The sequence below is a fragment of the Arthrobacter sp. B2060 genome, from assembly GCF_059090445.1.
In genome coordinates this window covers 40,347-61,905 of the sequence record NZ_JBNHFR010000001.1, presented here as the reverse complement: position 1 = coordinate 61,905, position 21,559 = coordinate 40,347, and the positions used below count along the sequence as shown (strand labels likewise).

The following is a 21,559-nucleotide window of genomic DNA, read 5'->3' as shown; positions in this document are numbered from 1 at the left end:
GGTGAGACGATGAACTCAATGTCAACTACCAATTTCCCTTCCGACAAAGCGGGTACTGCCGGTGAAACCGGGCCCGCTGCCGCCCAACCGGTTCCGGCACACCCAAGTGAATCCCGCTCCAGTGCCATCATGGCCGCCGGAACGCTGATTTCCCGCTTCCTGGGGTTCGGCAAGACCTGGATGCTCGGCATTGCCCTTGGACTTGGGTCCACCGTCAACGACACCTTCATCAACGCAAACAACCTTCCCAACCTGATCTTCCTGCTGGTTGCGGGCGGCGTCTTTAACGCCGTGCTGGTGCCCCAGATCATCAAGGCAAGCAAGGCGCCGGACAGGGGAGCGGATTACATCAGCCGGCTGCTAACCCTGGCCGTGCTCCTGCTGCTGGGGCTCACGGCCCTGGTGACCCTTGCGGCCCCATGGGTGATTGAACTGACCACGCAGGGTTACTCGCCACAGCAGAAGTCGCTAGCGGTGGCTTTTGCGTTCTGGTGCCTGCCACAGATCTTCTTCTACGGCCTGTACGCGCTCCTCACCCAGGTGCTGAACGCAAACGGAGCCTTTGGCCCTGCCATGTGGGCACCCATCCTGAGCAACCTTGTGGCCATCGCGGGGCTGGGGATGTTCATCTGGATCTTCGGCGCCAACATCGCCAACCCGCACACCCTAGAAAACTGGGGTCCTTCACAGACCCTGCTCGTGGCGGGATTTTCCAGCATCGGTGTAGTGGCCCAGACCGCCATCCTGCTGGTGCCTGTGTTCCGTCTGAAGCTGAAGCTGCGTCCGCGGTTTGGCTGGCGGGGAGTGGGACTTGGCCAGGCCGCAAAACTCAGCGTGTGGACGCTGCTGACTGCCGCCGTCGGGCAGCTCGCTTTCCTGTATGTCATGCGTATCGCCACGATTCCCGGAGCCGAGCGGCTCAGGCTCCAGGCTGCCGGTGATCCGGCTGCCGCCATGCTGCCCGGCAACGCCGTGCTGGAGGTGGCCAGTCAGATGTATCTGCTGCCGCACTCGATCATCGCGATCTCGCTGGCCACAGTCCTGTTCAATCGGATGACCCGTGCCTCCCAGGACGGCAACCGGGACGAGCTCCGTGCCGCCCTGTCCCACGGGCTGCGCACCATGGCTGTGGCCACTGTTTTTGGCGCCTTGGCCCTCTTCGCCCTGGCGGGCCCGCTGGGCATGTTCTTCTCGGGCGGCTCCAGGCAGGACGGTGTGATGCTGGCCCAGACGCTCACGCTCCTGGCCCTCAGCACGCCGTTTATGAGCGCGAATTTCATGATGTCCCGTGTCTTCTACGCCAACGAGGACGCCCGCACACCGTTCTACATCCAGCTTCTGCTCGCCCTTACCAACGTTGTCGGTGCGTTCGCCATCCAGTTCCTGCCCGTCGGCCAGATCATCTACGCCATCGCCATCCTCTACATGATCGGCAACATCCTCTCCGTGGTCATCAGTGCCTACTTCCTGCGCCGGCTGCTGGGGCACCTTGACGGTCCCCGGATTGCCAATTCGTATATCAGGATGGGGTACGCGGCGCTGGGATCCGCCGTTGCAGGCGCCGGCGCGTTATGGCTGATGGGCAGTTACAGCCCGGACGGCTTTGCCTGGACCAACCAGGCAACCGCCTTGGTGACCCTCATCGTCGTCGGGCCCATCATGCTGGTGGTCTATGTCTTCCTGCTCAAAATCTTCCATGTGGCCGAACTCCGTGACCTCCTCCGGCCCCTACTGGGGCGGCTCGGCCGCGGCCCGTCCTCAGGCGAAGCAGAACCTGCGGCGGAACCCGGGGAAGGGCCATCCTCGCCGCGAGCTGCCCCCGGCCCAAAAACGGGACGTTCGACGCCGGAGCGCGCCACCGTCTCGATGGATACCGGCCTGATACCCAGGATCTCCGGGGAATTCGACGCCGCCTCCTTCCGGGCCGGCCCGGTGCCCGAACGATCACCAATGCCCGCCGTGCCTGTGAACCCCGAAACCGGCTCCTCCTCCGGCGCCCGCTACTTGCCTGCCGAAGACATTCCCGGTACGGCACAGGGAAGCCTGCTTCGGGACGAGATCCCGCTGCCAGGCCGGCGTACCTTCCAGGGCAAGGCGGGCCACAACCCTCATTTCAAGCCCCGGCGGCCGCGGAAAAATTGATCTCCGCCCCGCTGCGCTTCCGCCCCACGTCCTTTGGACTATCGTGATGTTGGTGGGCATCATGGCGGCCTACTCGGCGGCCTTCGCTGCCTTGATCCTGGTGCTCCGCCGAGACTGGCGGTAGAGGCCTATTACCGGACCCGGACCCGTTTCGGAAACAGGGCCTCAAAACCGACGTTCTAATGGTTTCCTAAAAGCCCCACACGTGCTGTGTCGCGCCAGCATGGTCCTGGATCAGGCCGTCTCTGTGGCCCTGATTCAGGTTGACATACTCACTGGAGCGCAAACGCACAAAACGGCCACGGCGGCAATGTGGCCCTCCGGGAGCTGGCCGCCGCCGACGCCCGGCACCGGCAGCACTTCCAGCTCAGCATCCTGCAGGTCTTTTCGCCGAGCGCGCCGGCCGCGCAGGTCGGTGCAGCCGAGTCCCATTTCAAGAGGGCGCTCCTGACCCGGCAGTTCGGCATGAACCTGAACTAGCGGCTCAGCCTGTCACCCGGTGACGGTGTCCGTGTCTCTACGGCCAGCCAGGCGCCGGCCGAGCGCAGCCTCCGCTGTGCTTAATTCGGCAGCCATGCTTCCGCCAAGCTCCCACCGGGCGGACTCACCTGCCCGGTTGCGCGTGCTGCCCACTTTTAGGGCCTCGTCAATCTGGTGGCGCACGGCCTCCTGGCTGTCCGGTTCAGCCGCAAAAACTACGCGCAGAACTACGGCCATCCCTGCCCTCTCAGCATGTGTATGGTGCGGGACGCGGCACGGGGGCTCGTGGTCCAAGCTGCCGCACAGCTTTAGCGTAACGGCGGCTCCAGGAGCATCAAGGTCATCCTCCGCACTCATCACCAAAGTCGCCTGATGGACAAAAGGTGTCAGCATGGCGCAATTGTGCCAGCGCAAGGCAGGCACCACTAGTAGGTCCTGCTTGCTTCCTCGCCCGGGATTCACACCTTCGGCGGCGTCTCATGAACTCTAGTTAAGGGGGAATGTCGCCACTGCCCGGATTTCCCGGCATTTCAATGTCGTAGCTGTCTCATACAGTCTGTCTTATCGGGTCGTCTTGATACTCCTTAAGGACTAATGAGACGAGACAGGACGGGGGCAGCCATGAAACTGGGGTACGCGCGGATCAGCACGGGTGACCAGAACGCAACGATGCAGGTAGAGGCCCTGGTCGCGGCAGGGGTCGCTGAGGACAAGATCTTCGTGGACGAGATGTCCGGCGCAAAGACAGCGAAGGAACGTCCCCAGATGGTCCGGCTGCTCGAGTATGCGCGGGATGGGGATGAAATTTTCTGTTGGAGGATCGATCGCCTCGGCAGGTCCCTGGTTGATGTCGTGAACACCGTCAACGACATCACGTCCCGAGGCATTCGGCTCTACTCGATTATGGACGGGGTTGATCCCTCCACGCCGCACGGCCGGCTCCAGCTGGCCCTGTTCGCCAGCCTTGCCGAGTACGAACGCGAACTCATCAACGAAAGGGTCAAGGCAGGCGTGATGGCTGCGAAGGCACGCGGCGTGCAGTTCGGCAAGCCGGCGCCCAAAGCAGAAACGGTGGAAACTAAGGTGCGGCTGTGTCGGCAAATGATGGCGGAAGGAATGTCTTCCACTGACGCCGCGGAGGCGGTCAACTGGTCCAAAGCCACGATGTACCGCTACCTGAAACAGTTCGGCGCTGTGGGACCCGTTACCGGCCCCGTTCGAGCCCGCCGAGGTGCCCCCAAGTACGCCGGCCAACGGCACGAACCGGCGCCCCGCCGCTGAGCGTCTGCGCATGTTCCTTGGCAGAAGGCCAAATAAAGGAGATGCACTGTGGAGTTCGCGCGCATAAAGTCGGAAGCCGCCAAAGCCGAGCTAGCGGGCAACACTGCCGCGGCGGTCGCCGAGCCGGCCGAGCCAGCTCCCGAGTTCGTCTACAACCCCTGGAAGCTCAAGGCGCTCCGACACGTGGACGGCCAATCACTGATGCCGTCGTTTACCCTTGTGCCAGGGGGATAGGACTTGTGCTGAAGAAAATTGACCAGTGGAATGTGCGGGTCTTATATGCCGCGCTGATCGCGCTGCTAGTGGCGGTGTTCGTATGGTTCTTCCACAACTGGCTGTTTGAGGCCTCGTTCTTTTTCACGTTGTCGGTGGTCTGTGCGGTTCTCCTGTACCGGGTCGCCTCGCAGTCAGAGCGTGCTTTCACGGTGATGCTCTGGGCGTTGTTCCTGAACTTCCTCGCGTTGACCTCCATCGAGAATGGCCTGGGTGTTCCTGCGGCGGGGCCCTGGTTCCTCGGGTTCATCGTCGGTTCAATTGCTGGCGGATACGTGTGGCGCGGCCCGCGGGCCGGGACGGAATTCAAACAGCCGAAACGCATCCGTCAAGCCGACGGAAGTTTCACGGGCGGGCGTCGTCTCGCGGCGGTCAACGGCGTCTGCGCCCTGGTGTTGGTCGCAATCGGCGCCGCCCAACTCGCTCTGCTGTCACCGACAGTGACTGCTGTTGCCGTTCTTGCCGTCGCTGTCCTGGGAGGCTGGGCTCTCTTCCGCTTCCCGCCACCGTTGCAAGTCCGAAACTGTCTCCTCCTGGTTATACCTGTTGTCTGGTTCGCCTTGGCGTTCGTCGGCGGTGGCACGGACCAAATGGCCTTGCCACATGCGTGGGCTTACGGCGTCCTCGCCGGCATTCTTATCGGCGGCAGGTACTGGGCCGGTCCCAGACTCGGTGAGCCCCGACCGCCGTTCAATGGTCCGGGCAAGCGCCGAAGACGGAAGCGCCGACCCCGGTCGAAACAGAAGAGGGCGCAGGGATGCCCTGAATCCGCTGTCGCAGCGACTCATGAGTAGCCACCCCATGAGCCAGGGAGGACTCCACCCGTGGAAGCTCTGCTGCGCCGCCGGACTGGTCTTGGCCCTCTCATCGTGCGCCGCGCCGACCATCGAGGAGCTCGGACGCAGCGCCATCCGGGAAAAGGCCGCAGAGGGCAAAGACTGGTTCACCAGGTTCACGGAAACCACGGACACGACCGACAGGGAGCTGGTGGCCTCGAAGCTTGAAGGACAGATGGTCCGCCTTTACGCCTTCGGGTGGAACCCCGTCGGGGGCTTCCATACCGAGCACTACTACCGGGAACACCTCACGACCAGCGGCGGCTGGTTGAGCAAGCAGCGCACCGTCAGCGCCTGCGTCCGGTTCGAGCTGGAGTCGGGGTCGGCGATTGCGACATCCATCGACTGCCCCGACCGACCACCGTTCTCCGAATACACCGATGAGCGGGTGGTGGTGGCATGAGCCTAAGCCGGGACATCAACGTCGATGCACTACCGATAACAGGGGATGCCATGACTAAGTTCGTCGATTACCTCAGCATGACCAAGAAGCAGTCCGAGGCCGCCTTCCAGGAATATCTGGATGAGCGCGGGCCGGCACTGGAGCGGCTGCGGGAGGCCCTGCAGGCTGACGGCCAGGACCCCTATGCTCTTCTGGATGGCTCGGTCGAGAGCTTGGTTCCGCTGTGGCGGTGGATCCTCGCCCACCTCACGGTGTTCGACGCGCCCGGCGTCGCCACTGATCCGAACAGCGTGCCGCGGGAAGTGTGGCCGTCCTGGGCGCGGCACGAGTATGAGGTTATGCACGCCCTCTCCCTGGAGTCGCTGTTCCTACTGGACGGGCTGGTGTCCTACCTGGGCGACGTCGTGCAGCAGCGCGCACCCGAGGCGCGGTGGGAGATCGCCCACCACCGCATCAAGCGATACCACCTCAACAAGCACCCTGTCCTGGTCAGCGGTACTGGTGAGGACCACAACTACCTCCCCGGGCTGCCAAGAGTCCACGCCTACGGCAGCCTCACCGGATTCCGCGAGTCCCCGGATGACACCATGGCTAATTACGCGCGCGGTCTCATCGAGCAGTTGAACCGCGGCGACCAGCCGGCCGAGGATGAGGAGATGGCCGAGGATGAACCGCTCGTTGAGGTTGAAGACCTTGGCGACGATGAGCTTCGCGGACGGGAGCTTGAGGTGGCGCTACGGGAGGACATCGTCTTTGAGCACAACAGGGTGGTGGGCCGCATGCTGAAGGCACTCAAACAGGAGGACGGCATCACCCGCGTGATCCGTGAGGACCGCGAAGTACTCCTCGTCGCCACGCCGACCTGGAGTACCACGCAGCTTCAGGACTGGGTGGCACGCTATCTTCAGGACAATATCCGCGACCTGCGGCCCGTCTAGAACAGCCAGAACAACAGAAGGAGCAGAGATGGGTGCATGGGGATTTCAGGCCTTCGAGAACGACGATGCCCTGGACTGGGTGGAAGATCTCGAAGCCGGCGGGGCGGAGGTCGTCCGCCAGGGACTGAACGCTGCGGCCGACGGCTACATCGAGGCGCCTGACGGGAGCGTCGCCGTTGCGGCTGCCGAGATCACCGCTGCAGCACAGGGGAACCCGCACGGCGACCTGCCCGAGGACGTGGCAACGTGGGTGACGGCGCACGGGGCTGAGCTCACGGCTGAAGACGCGCAGCTTGCCCTCGAAGCTGTTGAACGGGTCGCAAGCGAGGAGTCCGAGCTTGCCGAACTGTGGGACGAGGCTGACGAGCCGGAGTGGAAGGAATCCCTCGACAACCTCTCCGAGCGGTTGCGGGCGGCACTGACGTAGCCACGGCCTGGATTGCCGGCAGCCGCCGGACTGGTGGCGGCATCACCGCCCCATCACCTCCAGTACGTCGAGCACCGTGCGGAGCAGCGCCAGGACCAGGCTGGCCGCCGCGATCCACAGACCGACTATCGTAGGGCCCGGGCGCCGACACCATGATCGGGCAGCAGCCACCCGTACGGGACAAGCGTGAGGCCGTGTGGCTGCGGATTTCCTCGCGTGCTGTTCTAAGCAGTCTTTTCCCGCGAGGGTTGTGTGAGGCCGTGTGGCTGCGGGTTTCCTCGCGTGCTGTTCTTAGCAGTCTTTTCCCGCGAGGGTTGTGTGAGGCCGTGTGGCTGCGGGTTTCCTCGCGTGCTGTTCTTAGCAGTCTTTTCCCGCGAGGGTTGTGTGAGGCCGTGTGGCTGCAGGTCCCTCGCGTGCTGTTCTTAGCAGTTCTCCGCTTGGGTGAATGTCTGTTATTACCCTAGCTGAGAGACGAGCGGAAGTGAAACCCCGCATCTCTTACGATCATTGATCGTCTCCCCCACGACGTCCGTTCTGCACACGGAAGCAGTCCCGCCGACTCCCGTGCAGGCGGGGGTCGGTGTGGGCGATGAGGTCTTTGATGTTCACCGTTTTGGCCGGGGAGATCCCGTAGCCGGATCCGTCATCGGAGCGGTTCACGTTCAGGGCCTCGATAACGTCGCCGTCAGCCAGCTCCTGGAAGGACTCGCTTTCACCGGGGGAGAGGGTGACGTCGCGGGTGGCCGGATCCAGCAGGAGCGTGGAATTGGCGTGCGTGCCGGGGGCAAACTGTCCGCCGGTGGTGTTCCTGCGGGCTGCCCGTTCTGTGGTGTGGTCATGTTCATCATGTGTGCGGCCAGGGTCCCAAACGGCGCCGGCACCGACATCAAACCTCTTTGGCAGTGAATTCGCCGCTCTACCGGCCACTCCCACCGAACGACCACGAGACGACCACTTGGTCGAGTGGGAAAATCCGCGGAATACCGGGGAATATAGGGCCCCTACTACTACTACTCTACTTAAACGACCAGAAATAGAGATATATATAAGGGGCCCCTTGTTCTCTTGCTAGAGGACCCCCTCCCTTCCTAGTTAATACACTTTCCCTTCCATATAGGTGTCCCCTCCCGGGTCGTTTTGGTCGAGTGGGGGTGCGTTGGGAAGCAAAATCCGCGCCAGCGTTGGGATGCGGGGCCGTTTTCCCACCCTACCGTCGGTAGGTTCCCGAACGTTTTGACCGCTTCCTGCGGTCGAGCGCTTGTATTTGTGAGAGACGTCCGCTTTACCTCATGTGATAACCTGAGGAACGATATTCCGGCTCTAGAGACGAGGGTTATCACATGGCTCCCAAATGGGGGCCTTTTTCCGTTTGCGCGAAATTCTCTGGAGTCGCCAGGAAAGCGCAGTAATGCGTCGTCAGGGCAGTTCCGGCAGCGGCTTTTCGACAAATTGACAACCATCGACGTCCTTCTCGACGATGAAATGCGGGGAGGGCCGTGCCGCTCATGCCGGCCGGAAGGTGAGCCGGAATGCGGCCAAGAAGGCGTTCACGGTCGATGACCTGATCGCCCAGACCGCCGGATTTGAATCCCGCAAGGACCAGGCCATCGTGGACGAAATTCCCGGAGCGTACAAGGACCTGCATTCCTGTCATCGACGCGCAGAAGGACCTTGTCGACGTCGTCCAGCACCTGCGAACCGTCCTCTGCGCGAAGGGGTAGCAGGGACTCACACTGCTGCCTGGTGTGGCCAGCGAAGGCCACACCAGGGGGTCACTCGATGTCCACGATCAAGGGCATGTGATCGCTGTGAGGCAGCCAGGTGTCAGGTTCACCGACCGCTATCTTCGCTTCGGCCGCCGACGACAGGAAGGCGTAGTCGATATGGTGTCCCGACTCCGGCTTCCAGTTGAGGAAAAAAGTGCTGACCTGTTCGCGGCCATGGGCTGTCGCATCCTGACGGTGAAAGACACTGTCGAGCCCGATCCTGCTCAACTTGTCAACGAGCAGTGAATGGTTTCTGCCGGGGTGATGGCTATCCCAGATGGAGTTGCTGTTGAAGTCGCCAATAATTAGTGCGCGGCCCGTTCCGAGGAAGCCGGCGTGCCGATCAACGATTTCGTGAGTAACCCGGACGTACCTGAGTTCGCGGGTCAGCTGGTGCGCCCACAGGGCAACGATGTTCAGTCCGTCCACGCTGAATGGGATATGCCAGGGCAGTGCGGGATCGCTGGACTCCGTCATTTTGTAGCTGGCGGGGCGGAGCCCGATCACTCCAAGACCCTTGTGGGGATTGGAGCCCACCCATGCGGCGAAGGGATATTCTCCGCTCTCGATGTCCTTTTTCGATACTTCCTGGAGGACGGCGACGTCAGGCTGCAGGGCATCCAGCAAGTGGCGCTTCTTATAGAATGCCATCGAGCAATTCCAAGAGACGATCCGCATTTAGCACCCCTTGCTTTGGTAGAACCTCCGAAATGTTATCCCGGGCCGGAACGTGCCCAGCACAGGAGACTGCAGGGCGACCTTCCTGCCCCGCCACGCGTACAGCAGTGCACGTGATTGATGGGGGCGAGCTCCCGGGCGTGGGAGTGCCCCAATATGACGAAAGCGGCGGGAAGAGGCCCTCCCGCCGCTTTTACACGCCTGGCTACTTGCTGGTGACGGCTGCCTTCAGCTTGGAACCGGCTGTGAGCTTCACGGCATGGCCTGCAGCGATTTCGAGGGTCTCGCCCGTCTGCGGGTTGCGGCCTGTGCGGGCAGCACGGTCAGTGCGCTCCACGGCAAGCCAACCGGGAATGGTGATCTTCTCACCACTGGATACCGACTCAGCGAATACCTCGAACAGTCCGTCAAGGATTTTGTTCACGTCTGTCTTTGCAGCGCCGGCTTTGCCTGCAACCTGGTCGATAAGTTCAGCACGGTTGATAGCCATGGTTTTTCCTCCTATGTGGTTCTGTCTCAGGGAAACTACCACCGGCCGGCGGGCCAGGATCTGCCTGCCACGCCGTAAAGGGCCCTATTCCCGGCCGGGTCGGGTCCGTTTGTAGCGGTCGTGGGCCTTGCGGACCTGCTCCTGCCAGAAGTCCATCTCGTCCTGCCGGGACGGATCGAAGAAGTGTTCCTGCTCGGCCAGCTTGAAAAACCCCTTGCCCGGGCCGTTCTCCGCTGACCGCTTCACGAGCGAAGTCAGCATGAAGTCGGGGTTCTCCGCCCAGTCTTGGATGGCGATACGCGCAAGCAGCTGGCCTATCTCCGTACGGCCCTGGTCGGTGGTGAGATCGAAGCCGGGAAGTCCGGTGGCATCCATCAGGGCCTTGTTGAACTCCCCGTAGGTTGTCAGGCCGCCGTCACGGGCGACCCGCTTCAGGATCTCGTGCCCCTCGACGATCAGCGCCTTCAGGTCCGATTCGCTGCGCTCCGCCATACTCCCCTCCGTTCCGCCGACCAGCCTAGCAACGGCCAACTCAAACCCCGGGCAGGCTGGTCTTAGCCGGCGCACATGTCGCCGGAGGAGGGCTGGCAGGCAAAGGCGCTGCAAATCCGAGCCGGGGTTGGGCAGCTCCTCGCACTGGTCCGCACACATGACCGGCGGCCGGTGCAGCCTTGGGGTGCACCCATGTTGGCTCTGGCGGCACGGAGCTTGGCAATGACCGGCTCGTTCTTCTTCAGCTGCTAATACCGGCCTTAGCCCGCATTGAGCAACCGTGCAGCGCCTGCGTTGCTCAACCGATAACGAACTGCTGTCTTGCATAGAACTGCTCCCCAAGAGCCGGAACTTTCACAGTCCAACTTTCGGGGAGCAGTTATGTAGTGAGACTCCTTTTGGGAAGACTAGAGCTTGTTGATCCAGGCAGCCCGGTCAGAGAAGAAGCTGAATACGGGCTCGTAGAGGACCACGAAGGTGCCCTTTTCAGCCTTTTTGTTGTCAAAGCAGACGTCGCCGCTAGCAGAACCGCCGGGCGCAATTTCGCCAGAGCTGAGCGGCGAGCTGCTGCCGGCAAAGCTGGAGTTCAGAATGGTGCCGGAAGGAGACTGAAGTTTCCAGTCGAAAATGTTGAATGAGATGGTTTCATCCGAACCATTGTTCATCTTGACCGCGGTGCAGACAGTCTTGCCCAACGTTGCATCACCGTTGACCAGCGGAGCAGCGGTTACTGTCGCGTCCCCAATTTTGAGTGCAGCACCTGCCTGGCCGACGACGTCGCTGTCCTTGGCTCCCGGGAAGGCAGCAGCGGCAGGCTTCTTCTCGGCCGGTGCTTCCGCGGCAGCAGGAGCGGCGGCCGGAGCGGCACCGGTGCCGGCCTCCTCCGAGCCCTTGTTCCCGCCGTTAGCCATAGACGAAATGATGATAATGACGACGAGAATGAGCGGAAGAATGAAGCGCTTTTTCTTGAACCAAGGGCGGGTCGCCTTGCGGTATGCCTTATCGGCTGCTGCCTGGGCCTTTGCGTCACGCTTGACGTCGCCGAGAGTGCTGTTTTCTGACATTCCTGATCCTGACTAATAAGTACATATAAACGTGGTGGCGTCGCCGCTGTGTACTGATAGCCAAGCACCAGTCATGAAGACAGAAGACCCCCGGAGGTGATACTAATGTCGATTTTGAAATACCAGAAATGTGAAGCTTGGTGGTGGGCGAAAACACGACGATCAAACGCGAATTTAAGCCCAGACCGGAACTCCGTAGGACCTTCACCCGGGCACCGCCATCGACTGGATCTATGCGACCCCGGTGGTGATGTTCGCCGAAGGGGTCGCTCAAGGGCGACTCGGCCATTTCAGCCTACTTACGCTCCACGGACGTGCTTCGGACAGACCTGGAATACGAACGGCACCTTCCACGCATGGTGGGCGTTGTTGATTCCGGCGGTGAGGACGATCAGTACCCGGTTACCGTCAGGAATGGCGTCAGGAGGGCGCGCATGATCGCTTTGACAATCCGGACGGGTTGCTCGTCATCGCGGAATCGAAGGCAGACCAAGCCTGCAGAGGCAGAGCGCAGGACTTGCATGGCCGACGGCCGCGCCTCGCAGCTCAGGTCCACAAGCATGACACGCCCTTCCGACGTTCGGAATCAGGTGACGGGACCTGAACAAGACGTGGCACAAACAACAATGTCGGCCCCTGTGATCCGCAGTGGTTCCTGGCACGGGTTTCCCTGGCGCCGGCTAGCGTGACTTTCAACGGCAAGGACCACGTAGAGGAGTTTTGCCGACGCAGGGGAGGCTACTGTCTTTGACCATCACGATGACGGCCTGAAGCGATTGGTCTTTTACTTGACGGTGGCTGTCCAATTACCGTCCGCGTGGACCGAGTACAGTCCCGGGGTCCAGACAACAGTTCCCTTGTACACCCCGATCTCGTTGACCAGCACGTCAGGATCCAAGCCGTGTGTCTTTACCTGGATGTTTGACGCCCCGTCGTGCGTGAAAGTGGCAGAGGCGATCTCGCCCTTGTAGTAGAAGACGTCGTCCCCGACGCCGGTGATAGGTGCCTTGCCGTTGAAGGACTTCACTTTCTGCATCGGCACCAGAGTGATCGTCCAGGCGCCGTCGGCGGTGATCTTCAGCTTGGAGGTCTCCGTGTCGGACCAGCCGCCGTCCAGAAGGACCGTGCCGCTGTAATTGCCGATCTCGTTCACGAGCAGGTCCGTGGTTTCCAGGGACGAATCGAGTGAGTGGACGGCAAAGTTGCTCCATCCGGTGTGCTGGATGGTCACAGCCTGGGCGCCCGTGTCGTGCTTGCTGATCGCCAGGACATCGTCGCCGAAACCGGAGTACACCTTTGGCTTCAGTTTGGCTTCCTCGGCAGCCTTCTTCGCGGCTGCGGCCTTTTCGGCTGCTTTCTTCTCTGCCGCGATCCGCTCGAGCCGCTTCTTCTCGGCGGCCGCCTCGGCGGCCTTGGTCGCCGCAATCACGTCGGCTTCGTTCAGGTCAACGGTCAGCTTGATGAGCTTCTCGTCGGTGCTGGTCCCGGCGGCCGGGTCGGAGGAGATGACCGTCGTGTCTCCGGGGTACACGGTCTTCCACTCCTTGCCGTCCTTGCCGTAGGCGACCGCGCTCAGCCCGTCGTTGTTGAGCAGGTTATTCGCGACCGGGAAGGACTTGCCGACCAGGTCCGGGATGGTCTTTGACTGATCCAACGCTGCGGAGGCCGCGACCGAAGAATCACTGGCGGGCGTGCCGGAGCTGCCACACCCGGCCAAGGCGGCCACCAGGACGGCAGTGGCAGCAACGGATCGTGTTCGTTTCAAGGTTCCCCCATATGTCGGTGAATTCCATGGAATCGTATGTGGAACCGGAACTTGTCAGGATCCGGCCGCGTCACAAACCGAACAGAAGCAGGTCAGGCAAGCCGGCGGTAGCTGTTGTCCCTGGGCAGGGCCACCGCGATGACCTGGTCGTCGCCGGCGGCGCGGTAAGGACTAATCGGGCCGGTAGCCCCATGCCTGAAGGCCCACGCGGCGACGATCATGCGCGAGATGTGCGGCCCAACCGGGTCACTGGAGCGCACCCCACGCTGGCCTCCGACGTTCTGCTGACCGTGGCGGTGCTGGAGGAGAAGTCCTTCGACCTGGACATGGGGCGCGACTTCCGGGACCAGTTCGACGAGCTTGGCATGAGCGTCATCAAGCTCGTCACCGAGGCCCACGCGGACAACCAGCAGTCCACGCAGGGCGCGTCCCTGGTCCGTTCCCTGTCCGCGCTGCTGGCCTCGGGACAGGCCCACGTCATCTCCGGCGACGATCCGACCCGCCCGCCGTTCATCAGCAACGAGGAGGGCGAGGGACTGGCCAACGACATGCTCGGCAGGAAGACCCGAGGCAGCGACGGAACACTGCGCCCTGGCGGCCCGACAATCGGAACTGTCGTGATCGTGAAGGGCAAGCGGGTCATCCTGTTCGACCAGATGACCGCGTTCGCCAAGGCCCAGTCAGCGTTCCCTACGCTGATCCAGCACGGCCAGGGAACCCGCTCCGGCTGGGCCTCGGTGTGGGAGGAGGGCCTGGGGTCAAAGCATATGACCCGGACCAAAAACCCGAACGGGCGCTACCAGAACACCTACGGTGCCGGGGTCGGCCCCGGCCCATCTCGGGGGTCCTCGTGGAGGTTGAAACGATCCTTAAAGGCTCGGACCCGGACTAGCAACAGGGGCACCGGGGCGGGGAGTCGGCTGCCCCACTGGGCGGTCTTCCGGTCACGGCCGGCAGAGCGGGCGTAGATGCTGTATCGGTTTCCTATTTGGACAGGCCAGCGTTCGCCTCCCTGTTGTATCGGGTGGCTGAATGAGTCCGCCCCGTCCAGGGTGTATTTGCGCTTCAGGACCGACACTCTGGTTACACCGCGCACCCTCACCACTGAAGGAGTCACAGCATGTATCACCTCACGAAATCCGACCTCGCGTTCGCGCTCGACGTCCTGGAACGTAAGGGAAAGTTCTTACAGCCAGTTCTCGCCGCCCCCGCGGCCCCCCGTCGGACGATAATAGAAGTCACTCTCGGCTACCACGATGCCCGCCGCCTCGCCGCCTTGCAGGCGTCGAAACCCGCCCCAACGGCTTGAAGTGGCGCGCCCGCGTCCGCGAAAAGGCCGCCGAGAAGATCCTGACCAACCTCATGCCACACCTCAGTCCGCGCTCACAGGAGTTCCCCGTCGCCGCTATGAAGCGCAGCCGAAGTAGACGCCCCGCCATTAGATACCCGAATAAGAAAAGCCCTCCCACAGTCCTAGGAAGGTCCTGGGACCGTGAGGGGCCTTTTCGCTCATAGGCGCGTTGCCGCTCTTATGAAGGGTTTCAATCGGTCAGACCGACGAGCCAGTCAGAACCGAACAAGTCTGCCACCCATTTTTTCTTGCATAGCAGCGGCGTCCGGGCTGTTGAGAACCCAGTTCTGGCCGGTAAGCCAAACAGTGTCACTGTCACTGTCGAGTGCCTCGTTCAGCGCCTTATTCTTCTGAATGAGTTCGCTAACGTCGGCGCTTGAAATATAGGTCGAAATCACTGTTTGGTCATTGCAGTTTCCCGACTCGGCGGCAAGGGTGATGCTGTTCGCGAAGTCAAGACCGCTACAATCGCCTCCTGCCGCGATGTACGCCTGCTGAAAGTCAGCGAGGGACGAGAAGCTTCCTCCATCAGCGGGCGGAGTTGTTACCGTCGGCGTTGGCGTGGGCGTCGTTTCCTCTGATGCGGACGAGTCTGATTGGGCAGACGAACCGCAGCCGCTCAGGACAACAATGGACACAGCCGCAGCGGCCAGGAACCCCATCTTCACTTTTCAAAATCTCCTTCTGGGTCGCCACGGCGTCCCCACGCTCCATAGCCGCCAGACACGACGACCGTCGACCATTATCTGCCCTGTCTCGCGAAAACCCACTATCATCGCCGCACGCGTTTCGGCAAGCACCTTCCCGAACTCCTTTGAGAGCTCGCCGCGGCGCTTCTGCAGTGTGGACAGCGATGTTCAGATGCCGCGGCGTTGGGTACAGTCCCGGTTCATGGAAACGAATATGGGGGTTCAGATGGACGGGCGACTGCAGTCGCTGATTGAAGCGGCCGAGCGTGGGGATAGGTGCCCGGACATCAAAGTCCTCGTCGGCAGCTGGATCATTCAGGGGTTGCCCATCAGCACCGACCAGTTCATGAGGGCGACCTACGCGGACTACCACCGCCAGGTCGCCGAGACCAGGGAAGCGCAGAAGATCAAAAACCAGCAGGAGCGCGACAGCCTCATCAGCCAGCACATCTCCCCGCTGATCAATGCGTTCGGGCTGGGATCGCCGCAGGACGGGCTGGCCCTCAGTGTCGCCAACGCCGCCGTGTCGGGGTCAACGGGGCCGATCATTCATGTGCCTGCGCTGCGTATTCCTGTCGGTGCCATCCAGTCGTGGTGGTCCGCCAGCTTCGGGGTGGACCAAAACCGCGGCTACAGCGGGGGCGTGGCAGTCGGCTTCGCCTTCTAGACCGGTCCAGCTAGCTTCCTGTCGCCAGGTTCTTGGTCGCTGCCTTGATTTCCTGGTGACCAGGTGCCGGAAGGAGCATGTGGGAGGGCAGCCGTCCCTGCCGTGTTCCCGGTTGCGACCGCAGTCACAAGGTGGTTCAGCTCGTGGGTGTCGCCGCGTTTGGCTGCACGGGTGGCGGGGAAGACGATCAGTTTGGCCGACAGCTTGCCGGCGAGGAGTTCGAGGCCCCCAGGCGCACTGGGTGTTGTCATCGGGGGTCCTTTCGTGTGGCGCGCATCAGTGAGAACCCGCAGCCGTCATGTGCGGGGAGCCGAAGGCAGGCCGGCAGGCCCCGATCAAGCGTGGCCAGTGCGGCGTTGATGTGTGAACCGAATTCCGTTTCGGACGTCATCTCGGAGGCGGATGAGGCGCAAAGGTCGTTGGCGCCGATCAGTGCACCAATTGCGGGCGTCAGGAAGATGACGCCGCTATGTCTCCCGCTCGTGCAACTTCAGTCGAAAAGCTCCGGACTGACGTCGTTTGGGCGCTTACTCAGCGGTCAGCGGATACGGACGCGGCCGTCGAGGAGTGCTTCGTTCTGGTCGATGTACGGATCCATCAGGGCAGCTTCCCATTCGCCGTCCACCCAGATCCATTGCCGGTTTCGTGGTCAGCGTCTACATGGAGTCAGGCTGGAACCCCAACATGGACATGCACGGCGTCGTCAACGACTGGATGCAGCAGGAGCGTCCGCTCAGGTAAAGCGCCAGGACCAGCCCAGTAACAGGACCGAAGGACCCGTCACAGTCACCCCCTCCATGGGGCCCTTCCAATCGCGGCGCTTCTATAGCCTCGGCTGTTTAACCGCTGGCGTTGCAGGTGAGCACGGACTTGCCCGAGACGATGGCGTGGTCGACGTTGGCTTTGAAGCCGGGGATGGGGATCCGCAGGTCGTGCAGGACGGCGGCTTTCTTCCCGAAGCCATTCAGCAGCGCCTCGGTCTTCTGCTCGCCCCTGGTACCGACCTTCGCGACGCTTTCGTTCACCGCCCAGGAAGAATCCTGCAGGCCGGTGGCTGCCCGGCCGTAGATGCCGTTCATCAGAAGTTCCAGATCATCCGGACGACAGCCCACAGTCCGAGGAGGACGAGGATGGCGCCGAGGAGTTTTCCGCCGGTGGCCGAGGCCATCCAGTCGTCGATTTCCTTCTTGTCCTTGGCGGTGCTGTCCAGGACGCGGTCTTTGAATTTCTTATCGCTCATGCCCTGAAACATGCGTAGGCAACTGGGCCACGGGTGTCCTTGGGCGCGGGCAGAAAGAGAAAGAGCGGCCACTGAAACGTGACCGCTCTTTGTGAGGTGAAGCGTCAGTGGGACGCTAAGAACCTGCTGTTGGCGCGGCCATCAGGGCAGGTTGGTTTTCATCAGCCGCTGCGCATCCTGACGGTTCGGCATAGAGGTCAGCCACACGAACAGGGTGATGAGAATGATGAGGCTGACAACCACTGATCCGGCGCCGGCGAACCACCCCAGCGACGTCTGCACCTCCTCCTCGCAGAACGCGAAACCATCGTTCTCGTAGTGGGTGCCGATGCAGGTCTTCCTGGTGTAGATTTCCGTCGCTGATACACGGGCCAGGAAATCGAGCAGCAGCCAGAGTCCCACCAGCACTGCACCGTAAAGAGCGTGATGCTTGAGGTGCAGCTTCAGAAGCACAGCCTCCATGGTCCTGCCTTTCCTGCGTTCGGTGACTGCAGCATACAAGTACTGCGTCAGTGATCCCGAAGGAACACGACTCACCACTCGATGCGAAGCCGCCTCGGAAGTTTGGCGTCGCCGCCGTTGCCGATCGCTGCACCGAGCGGCCGGCCTTTGGTCAGGTGCGGTTTGGCCGGCGCCGGGTGCGGGGCCTCGACGTTGGCCCGGTCCATGGGGGAGCCGATCATGGCGGTGTGGTCTCCTTTCCGCAGCCAGTGCGGAGTGGCGGCAAGCAGTTTGGAGTTCTCCAGCACTGCTGTCGCGTCGAAGGTGTGCCACGGGGAGAAGGCGTAGTCCATGAGCATCCCGCGGCGGGCCCACCTGTCCGGGCCGGTGGCGTCGTTGATGGCGAAGTCGGCTTCGAGGTTGAAGAACGCTTCGCTCATCAGGTGCCGGTCCGGGAACCATTCCTCCCAGTGGGCGACGCCGATGCGGGCCGCGGGGGAGTCCTGGCCGCGGCCGGGGAATTCGCGAAGTACCTGGCCGACTTTCTTGTAGATAGCGTGGCGCGGGTCAGCGCTGATGTGGCGGGAGCGGTCAGCATGCGGGGCGGCAATGAAGACCACGGTGAGTCCCGAGGTTTCGAGCGGACGGGCGGCGATGAGTTCTGCCCAGCGCCGGACCTTGTTCTCGAATGACGCTGACGCGGTCGCGGTCAGTTCGAACACGATGCGCATTCCGTCTTCGCGGATGATGGTGCCGTCCGCGCGGCGGTTGTCGGCCTTCGGGAGCTTCTTGCCCAGCCCCGACCCGGCGAGCAGGTCCACAGAGGAAAGCTGCTCGCCCATGACGGCGCCGATGGGCAGGTACTCTGCGGCGCGCAGCCCGAGTTCGGTGGCCAGCATGTTGTGCCGGTCGTACTGGCCGCCGGCGGACCACGGCTGGCCGGCGGTGATGCTGAGCAGTTCAGGGCCGGTGAGGGTCGGCTCGATGAACCGGGTGAAGCTGTCGGAGTTGCTTGGCCGGTAGAGAGTGTTGCGGCCAATGCCCGGGGTGCTGGCGGCGTAATTGGCGAACCGTCCGATGTCGATCAGTTCCAGGGCGAACGATGCCGCGATCTGGGAGTAGTCCGGGTCGAGGAAGTAGCGCGAGCCTGTGAAGGCGGCCAGCTGTTCGGCCGACATGGTCCGCCAGGACTGAAGGCAGCCCCACGCGGTGTGACGATCCGTGCGCCCGCGGTTGGCGGTGAGGATAAGCATCGCTTCCTCGGATGTCAGCATCCGGCGCACGCGCTTGCGCCCCAAGTCCTCTTCTTTGCGCGCACGCACGAGGTTGCCGGTGGCCCACAGAGAGGTCGAGCCCGGAGCCCAAAGCGAATCCCAGTACGGGTCGATGCGGTTGTGCATTGCCAGGTCGTCGTCGGGGTTGGCGGTGGGCATCATCTCGGCGTGAATGCCTTCGGCGACGGCCCGGCGTTCGGGTGCAACGGTTACCAAGGGAAAGCTCCTGCGGGTTCATTGGTGTAGCCCTGCGCTGCTGCGTAGGTGGAGATGTCGGCTTCGAAGTTGGGGAGTTTGACGATGAACGCGGACTGCCTCATCTGGTCCACTTCGGGGCGAACTACGACGTGGTACGGCTTCAGGTGCTGGATGTCCTCGGTGGTCCATTCACCGTTGGAGCCAACGTTGGCTGCGACCTCGCCGGCGGTGGTGACGTCCGTCTGGGCGAAGGAGATCAGCGTCGAGTAGGTGAGGAAGTTGTTGCGCAGCGCGGCGCCCAACTGCTCGGGCCGCTGGGTGGCGAGGATCGCGCGGATGCCGTAGGACCGTCCCTGGTCGCGGATCCAGGCGACCACTTCCGGAGAGGTGCCGGCCAGCAGGGAGAGCTCGTCGGCGAAGATGCTCACCGATCGTCCGGCCTCCAGCCAACCGGAGCAGGTGCGCTTGAGTGAGTTCTGCAGCGAGTACATCAGAAGGGATGAGATCTGCTGGTTCTGCTGGTCGTCCAGCAGGATGCCGGACGGGGAGGAGCCGGTGTTGATGACGACGGAGCGGTGGCCTTCGAGGATGTCGGTCCAGGCGACCTTCTTCCGTGCCGGGGACCACCAGTCTTCCAGCAGCAGGAGCTGCTCGAACTTGTTCCGGGGCGGCTCCAGGAAGGACCTGCGGGCTGACTCGGTACGGTCTTCGAAGAGCGAGGAGATGGCGATGTACGCCTGCTCCAGCGTCTCGTCGGGGGTGCCGCGTTCGCGCAGTTTGATGCCCAGGGCTTTGATGCCGGTGGCGAGCTGGACTGCGATCTTGTCCGAGGTGCCGGCGAGCAGCTGGTAGGCGTAGAAGATCGGGGACATGCCGTGCTTGAGGATCCGTTCGTCCCGGTCCTCGATGGAGTCGAGCACACGGTCGTCCACGGACATGGCCGCGGTCAGGACGGACACGATTGTCGGGAAGGACCGGTCGCCGATGGCGTCGGCGCCGAACGTGTACTTCATGGCGTTGGTGAAGAAGAGCGCCTTGGCCGCGTTGTCACCGGGCACAGCGAACTGGTCAATGCCGCGGGTGCGCGGGTCGGCGACGTCGATGACGAGCACCTTGTCCCCGAGCTTGTGGGCCCAGTCGACGTACCGGGCGACGCCGTCGCCTTTGGACTCGAAGGCGATGAGGGTGTTGTTGGCTCCGGGGTAGCCCGGCTTGCCGGATGGGTTGACCCGCTCCAGGCAGTGCCAGCCGAACAGGGACCGGACACACAGCGACTTGCCCGAGCCGGGCTTGCCGATGATCGCGACACCGAAGAGCATGGCGGCCGCGGACAAGTGGGCGGAACCGTCGTCGTTCATGCCCAGCAGCGGGCCGATCCTCTGCAGCATGACCGGCGGCGTGGAACGGGCCCGTGTGGTGGCTGCGCCGGAGACGGCGCCGGCGTGCGGGGAGACCATGCCGACGACGACGTTGGGTCCGAGCATGAAGGTATCCGGGGCCAGCGGGTAGTCGCCGTCAGAGGCCGGCACGTATTTTTCGAACGGGACTTTCTGGTCGCCAACCATCCTGGTTCCCCGAACGGTCTGCTCTTTCCTCGGCGGGCGGGGACGGCCGCGCCGTGCAGACGGCGGAGCGAAGACCGGCTGGGCGAGCTGGTTGCGGAGCTTCGTGTCGGGGGAGGAGATGCGGCCGGCGAGGGCGGCCAGTCCGAGGATGACGGCCACCCCGGAGATCGCATACAGGATCGGGGCGATGCCCGCCGGGATGTAGGCGGCGTACTCGGCCGGCAGCTGCGGAAGACCGAACAGGGTCGCCGCGGCAAGGAGCAACCCGACCGGCAGACCGAACAGCAGTCCGTGCTTCGTTGGGGCGAACCGGACACCGGAGTCCAGGTCAAAACCGGGCAGGCCGGCAGTGACCTGGGAGAGCAGGGACGTCACTTCCTCCCTGGAAGAACCGCCGGCGGTGATGGACACGACGACAGCTGTCGGGGAGGTGGAGTGGTGCGTAGGAACTGCGGTGCCCAGCCGGTTCCCGAGCCACGGAGTGTAGAACTTCCGCTCCTTGTTCGAGGGTTTCCGCATCGTGACAGCGACCCAGGAACCTTCCGGCATGGCGTTGGCCAAGATGCGCGGGAGCTCTGTCGGGTCGATGCCGGACTGCGTCTCGCGAAGGGCCGGGGACGGCTTGTAGTTCAGCGTCCCGATCGCCGGAGTCACCGAGATCCTCGGGCATCTGCACCTCTTCGGCGCGGGCGCCGACGGTGTGGGCCAGGTGCAGCGGGGCGTTCGTTCCGAGCGCGGCGGCCGGAAGAATCAGGTACCCGTTCAGCCCGCTGGACTCGCGCCGGGTCAGCAGGGTGGCTTGGCCGGTGTTGGTCGCGGCCGAGGCGAAAGTCCCGGCACGCTGGGTGAAGGTTGTGGGGTTTGTGTCGATGCCGCCGGCTCGTGCCAGGCGAAAAATGCGCTGCTCCATGTCCTGGAACATGCGTAGTTTCCTGTACTACGGCCACACGAACCCAGCTAGGCGGATTCAGGGCTTTCCACAGGCTGAAATTGTCGGTAGAAATCCCCAAATCGCCGGAAGCCGGGTTCGGAGCCCTGCCGAGGTTTCCCCTCTATAAATCTGATGTATGGCCGAGAACATGTCAGACCGCCATGCGCA

At 62.9% G+C, this 21,559-nt stretch carries 25 protein-coding genes and 1 pseudogene; 12 read left to right on the top strand and 14 right to left on the bottom strand.

Annotated features, from left to right (window positions below):
• Positions 1–18: 18 nt before the first annotated feature.
• Together murJ and AC5RUM_RS00305 are read left to right on the top strand one after the other, a co-directional pair.
• Positions 19–2,142, top strand: coding sequence for a murein biosynthesis integral membrane protein MurJ (gene murJ / locus AC5RUM_RS00310; RefSeq protein WP_494033071.1), 2,124 nt, complete (start codon positions 19–21; stop codon positions 2,140–2,142).
• 312 nt (positions 2,143–2,454) lie between these two features.
• Complete coding sequence (locus tag AC5RUM_RS00305) at positions 2,455–2,622, top strand: GIY-YIG nuclease family protein (protein ID WP_494033070.1); 168 nt, start codon at positions 2,455–2,457, stop codon at positions 2,620–2,622.
• 12 nt (positions 2,623–2,634) lie between these two features.
• On the opposite strand, the gene AC5RUM_RS00300 is transcribed toward AC5RUM_RS00305, so the two are convergent.
• The gene (locus AC5RUM_RS00300; protein ID WP_494033069.1) at positions 2,635–2,859 is read right to left on the bottom strand and encodes a hypothetical protein; all 225 of its coding nucleotides are present in this window, start codon (positions 2,857–2,859) and stop codon (positions 2,635–2,637) included.
• Between the two features lie 384 nt (positions 2,860–3,243).
• Between AC5RUM_RS00300 and AC5RUM_RS00295 the strand changes: the two genes are divergently transcribed.
• The 6 genes from AC5RUM_RS00295 to AC5RUM_RS00270 are packed head-to-tail and all read left to right on the top strand — an operon-like array spanning position 3,244 to position 6,780.
• Entirely contained in the window at positions 3,244–3,903 is a 660-nt protein-coding gene (locus AC5RUM_RS00295; RefSeq protein WP_494033068.1) for a recombinase family protein, read from the top strand.
• Between the two features lie 48 nt (positions 3,904–3,951).
• Complete coding sequence (locus tag AC5RUM_RS00290) at positions 3,952–4,137, top strand: hypothetical protein (protein WP_494033067.1); 186 nt, start codon at positions 3,952–3,954, stop codon at positions 4,135–4,137.
• A gap of 5 nt (positions 4,138–4,142) precedes the next feature.
• The gene (locus tag AC5RUM_RS00285; protein WP_494033066.1) at positions 4,143–4,970 is read left to right on the top strand and encodes a hypothetical protein; all 828 of its coding nucleotides are present in this window, start codon (positions 4,143–4,145) and stop codon (positions 4,968–4,970) included.
• A 7-nt stretch (positions 4,971–4,977) separates the two neighbouring features.
• Positions 4,978–5,415: a hypothetical protein gene (locus AC5RUM_RS00280; protein ID WP_494033065.1), complete on the top strand. Its 438-nt coding sequence runs from the start codon at positions 4,978–4,980 to the stop codon at positions 5,413–5,415.
• Between the two features lie 50 nt (positions 5,416–5,465).
• Positions 5,466–6,353, top strand: a complete 888-nt coding sequence (locus tag AC5RUM_RS00275) for a hypothetical protein (protein WP_494033064.1) — start codon at positions 5,466–5,468, stop codon at positions 6,351–6,353.
• A 28-nt stretch (positions 6,354–6,381) separates the two neighbouring features.
• Positions 6,382–6,780 carry a DUF4259 domain-containing protein gene (locus AC5RUM_RS00270; RefSeq protein WP_494033063.1) on the top strand — a complete coding sequence of 133 codons (399 nt, stop codon included), beginning with the start codon at positions 6,382–6,384 and terminating at the stop codon, positions 6,778–6,780.
• A gap of 504 nt (positions 6,781–7,284) precedes the next feature.
• Here the strand turns inward: AC5RUM_RS00270 and AC5RUM_RS00265 are convergent.
• The gene (locus AC5RUM_RS00265) at positions 7,285–7,707 is read right to left on the bottom strand and encodes a hypothetical protein (protein WP_494033062.1); all 423 of its coding nucleotides are present in this window, start codon (positions 7,705–7,707) and stop codon (positions 7,285–7,287) included.
• Positions 7,708–8,278: 571 nt separating this feature from the next.
• On the opposite strand from AC5RUM_RS00265, the pseudogene AC5RUM_RS00260 reads away from it, so the two are divergent.
• Positions 8,279–8,501, top strand: a pseudogene (locus AC5RUM_RS00260) (RtcB family protein); the annotation flags it as partial.
• A gap of 51 nt (positions 8,502–8,552) precedes the next feature.
• Here the strand turns inward: AC5RUM_RS00260 and AC5RUM_RS00255 are convergent.
• From AC5RUM_RS00255 to AC5RUM_RS00235, 5 genes are all read right to left on the bottom strand, one after another.
• On the bottom strand, positions 8,553–9,224 hold the full coding sequence (locus AC5RUM_RS00255; RefSeq protein WP_494033061.1) for an endonuclease/exonuclease/phosphatase family protein: 672 nt from the start codon (positions 9,222–9,224) through the stop codon (positions 8,553–8,555).
• A gap of 205 nt (positions 9,225–9,429) precedes the next feature.
• The gene (locus tag AC5RUM_RS00250) at positions 9,430–9,714 is read right to left on the bottom strand and encodes an HU family DNA-binding protein (protein WP_494033060.1); all 285 of its coding nucleotides are present in this window, start codon (positions 9,712–9,714) and stop codon (positions 9,430–9,432) included.
• An 84-nt stretch (positions 9,715–9,798) separates the two neighbouring features.
• The gene (locus AC5RUM_RS00245; RefSeq protein WP_494033059.1) at positions 9,799–10,206 is read right to left on the bottom strand and encodes a hypothetical protein; all 408 of its coding nucleotides are present in this window, start codon (positions 10,204–10,206) and stop codon (positions 9,799–9,801) included.
• 407 nt (positions 10,207–10,613) lie between these two features.
• Positions 10,614–11,270: a DUF4352 domain-containing protein gene (locus tag AC5RUM_RS00240; protein ID WP_494033058.1), complete on the bottom strand. Its 657-nt coding sequence runs from the start codon at positions 11,268–11,270 to the stop codon at positions 10,614–10,616.
• Between the two features lie 784 nt (positions 11,271–12,054).
• Positions 12,055–13,035, bottom strand: a complete 981-nt coding sequence (locus tag AC5RUM_RS00235) for a PASTA domain-containing protein (protein WP_494033057.1) — start codon at positions 13,033–13,035, stop codon at positions 12,055–12,057.
• A 191-nt stretch (positions 13,036–13,226) separates the two neighbouring features.
• On the opposite strand from AC5RUM_RS00235, the gene AC5RUM_RS00230 reads away from it, so the two are divergent.
• Together AC5RUM_RS00230 and AC5RUM_RS00225 are read left to right on the top strand one after the other, a co-directional pair.
• Positions 13,227–14,003: a hypothetical protein gene (locus AC5RUM_RS00230; RefSeq protein WP_494033056.1), complete on the top strand. Its 777-nt coding sequence runs from the start codon at positions 13,227–13,229 to the stop codon at positions 14,001–14,003.
• A 152-nt stretch (positions 14,004–14,155) separates the two neighbouring features.
• A complete protein-coding gene (locus AC5RUM_RS00225; RefSeq protein WP_494033055.1) occupies positions 14,156–14,344 on the top strand; it encodes a hypothetical protein in 189 nt (62 codons plus the stop codon).
• Between the two features lie 257 nt (positions 14,345–14,601).
• On the opposite strand, the gene AC5RUM_RS00220 is transcribed toward AC5RUM_RS00225, so the two are convergent.
• Positions 14,602–15,054 (bottom strand): hypothetical protein, encoded by a 453-nt coding sequence (locus AC5RUM_RS00220; protein WP_494033054.1) that lies wholly within the window; start codon positions 15,052–15,054, stop codon positions 14,602–14,604.
• A gap of 223 nt (positions 15,055–15,277) precedes the next feature.
• Here AC5RUM_RS00220 and AC5RUM_RS00215 point away from each other — a divergent pair, with 223 nt between their 5' ends.
• Positions 15,278–15,742, top strand: coding sequence for a hypothetical protein (locus AC5RUM_RS00215; protein ID WP_494033053.1), 465 nt, complete (start codon positions 15,278–15,280; stop codon positions 15,740–15,742).
• Here the strand turns inward: AC5RUM_RS00215 and AC5RUM_RS00210 are convergent.
• The 6 genes from AC5RUM_RS00210 to AC5RUM_RS00185 form a co-directional block, all read right to left on the bottom strand.
• On the bottom strand, positions 15,739–15,993 hold the full coding sequence (locus AC5RUM_RS00210; RefSeq protein ID WP_494033052.1) for a hypothetical protein: 255 nt from the start codon (positions 15,991–15,993) through the stop codon (positions 15,739–15,741). The two genes, AC5RUM_RS00215 and AC5RUM_RS00210, sit on opposite strands and share 4 nt — an antisense overlap.
• A gap of 588 nt (positions 15,994–16,581) precedes the next feature.
• A complete protein-coding gene (locus AC5RUM_RS00205; RefSeq protein WP_494033051.1) occupies positions 16,582–16,821 on the bottom strand; it encodes a nuclease-related domain-containing protein in 240 nt (79 codons plus the stop codon).
• Positions 16,821–16,982: a hypothetical protein gene (locus AC5RUM_RS00200; RefSeq protein WP_494033050.1), complete on the bottom strand. Its 162-nt coding sequence runs from the start codon at positions 16,980–16,982 to the stop codon at positions 16,821–16,823. Before AC5RUM_RS00200 ends, AC5RUM_RS00205 begins: the two co-directional genes overlap by 1 nt.
• A gap of 141 nt (positions 16,983–17,123) precedes the next feature.
• Positions 17,124–17,444 carry a hypothetical protein gene (locus AC5RUM_RS00195; RefSeq protein WP_494033049.1) on the bottom strand — a complete coding sequence of 107 codons (321 nt, stop codon included), beginning with the start codon at positions 17,442–17,444 and terminating at the stop codon, positions 17,124–17,126.
• Positions 17,445–17,515: 71 nt separating this feature from the next.
• A complete protein-coding gene (locus AC5RUM_RS00190) occupies positions 17,516–18,913 on the bottom strand; it encodes a hypothetical protein (protein WP_494033048.1) in 1,398 nt (465 codons plus the stop codon).
• Complete coding sequence (locus AC5RUM_RS00185) at positions 18,907–21,114, bottom strand: type IV secretory system conjugative DNA transfer family protein (protein ID WP_494033047.1); 2,208 nt, start codon at positions 21,112–21,114, stop codon at positions 18,907–18,909. The genes AC5RUM_RS00190 and AC5RUM_RS00185 overlap by 7 nt, the downstream gene beginning before the upstream one ends.
• Positions 21,115–21,559 lie beyond the last annotated feature (445 nt).

Excerpts from the sequence above, each read along its gene's own strand:
- murJ (WP_494033071.1), top strand. The coding sequence starts at position 19 with ATGTCAACTACCAATTTCCCTTCCGACAAAGCGGGTACTGCCGGTGAA.
- AC5RUM_RS00300 (WP_494033069.1), bottom strand. The coding sequence starts at position 2,859 with ATGGCCGTAGTTCTGCGCGTAGTTTTTGCGGCTGAACCGGACAGCCAG.
- AC5RUM_RS00295 (WP_494033068.1), top strand. The coding sequence starts at position 3,244 with ATGAAACTGGGGTACGCGCGGATCAGCACGGGTGACCAGAACGCAACG.
- AC5RUM_RS00280 (WP_494033065.1), top strand. The coding sequence starts at position 4,978 with ATGAGCCAGGGAGGACTCCACCCGTGGAAGCTCTGCTGCGCCGCCGGA.
- AC5RUM_RS00275 (WP_494033064.1), top strand. The coding sequence starts at position 5,466 with ATGACTAAGTTCGTCGATTACCTCAGCATGACCAAGAAGCAGTCCGAG.
- AC5RUM_RS00270 (WP_494033063.1), top strand. The coding sequence starts at position 6,382 with ATGGGTGCATGGGGATTTCAGGCCTTCGAGAACGACGATGCCCTGGAC.
- AC5RUM_RS00255 (WP_494033061.1), bottom strand. The coding sequence starts at position 9,224 with ATGCGGATCGTCTCTTGGAATTGCTCGATGGCATTCTATAAGAAGCGC.
- AC5RUM_RS00250 (WP_494033060.1), bottom strand. The coding sequence starts at position 9,714 with ATGGCTATCAACCGTGCTGAACTTATCGACCAGGTTGCAGGCAAAGCC.
- AC5RUM_RS00245 (WP_494033059.1), bottom strand. The coding sequence starts at position 10,206 with ATGGCGGAGCGCAGCGAATCGGACCTGAAGGCGCTGATCGTCGAGGGG.
- AC5RUM_RS00240 (WP_494033058.1), bottom strand. The coding sequence starts at position 11,270 with ATGTCAGAAAACAGCACTCTCGGCGACGTCAAGCGTGACGCAAAGGCC.
- AC5RUM_RS00230 (WP_494033056.1), top strand. The coding sequence starts at position 13,227 with ATGCCTGAAGGCCCACGCGGCGACGATCATGCGCGAGATGTGCGGCCC.
- AC5RUM_RS00225 (WP_494033055.1), top strand. The coding sequence starts at position 14,156 with ATGTATCACCTCACGAAATCCGACCTCGCGTTCGCGCTCGACGTCCTG.
- AC5RUM_RS00215 (WP_494033053.1), top strand. The coding sequence starts at position 15,278 with ATGGAAACGAATATGGGGGTTCAGATGGACGGGCGACTGCAGTCGCTG.
- AC5RUM_RS00210 (WP_494033052.1), bottom strand. The coding sequence starts at position 15,993 with ATGACAACACCCAGTGCGCCTGGGGGCCTCGAACTCCTCGCCGGCAAG.
- AC5RUM_RS00205 (WP_494033051.1), bottom strand. The coding sequence starts at position 16,821 with ATGAACGGCATCTACGGCCGGGCAGCCACCGGCCTGCAGGATTCTTCC.
- AC5RUM_RS00200 (WP_494033050.1), bottom strand. The coding sequence starts at position 16,982 with ATGAGCGATAAGAAATTCAAAGACCGCGTCCTGGACAGCACCGCCAAG.
- AC5RUM_RS00195 (WP_494033049.1), bottom strand. The coding sequence starts at position 17,444 with ATGGAGGCTGTGCTTCTGAAGCTGCACCTCAAGCATCACGCTCTTTAC.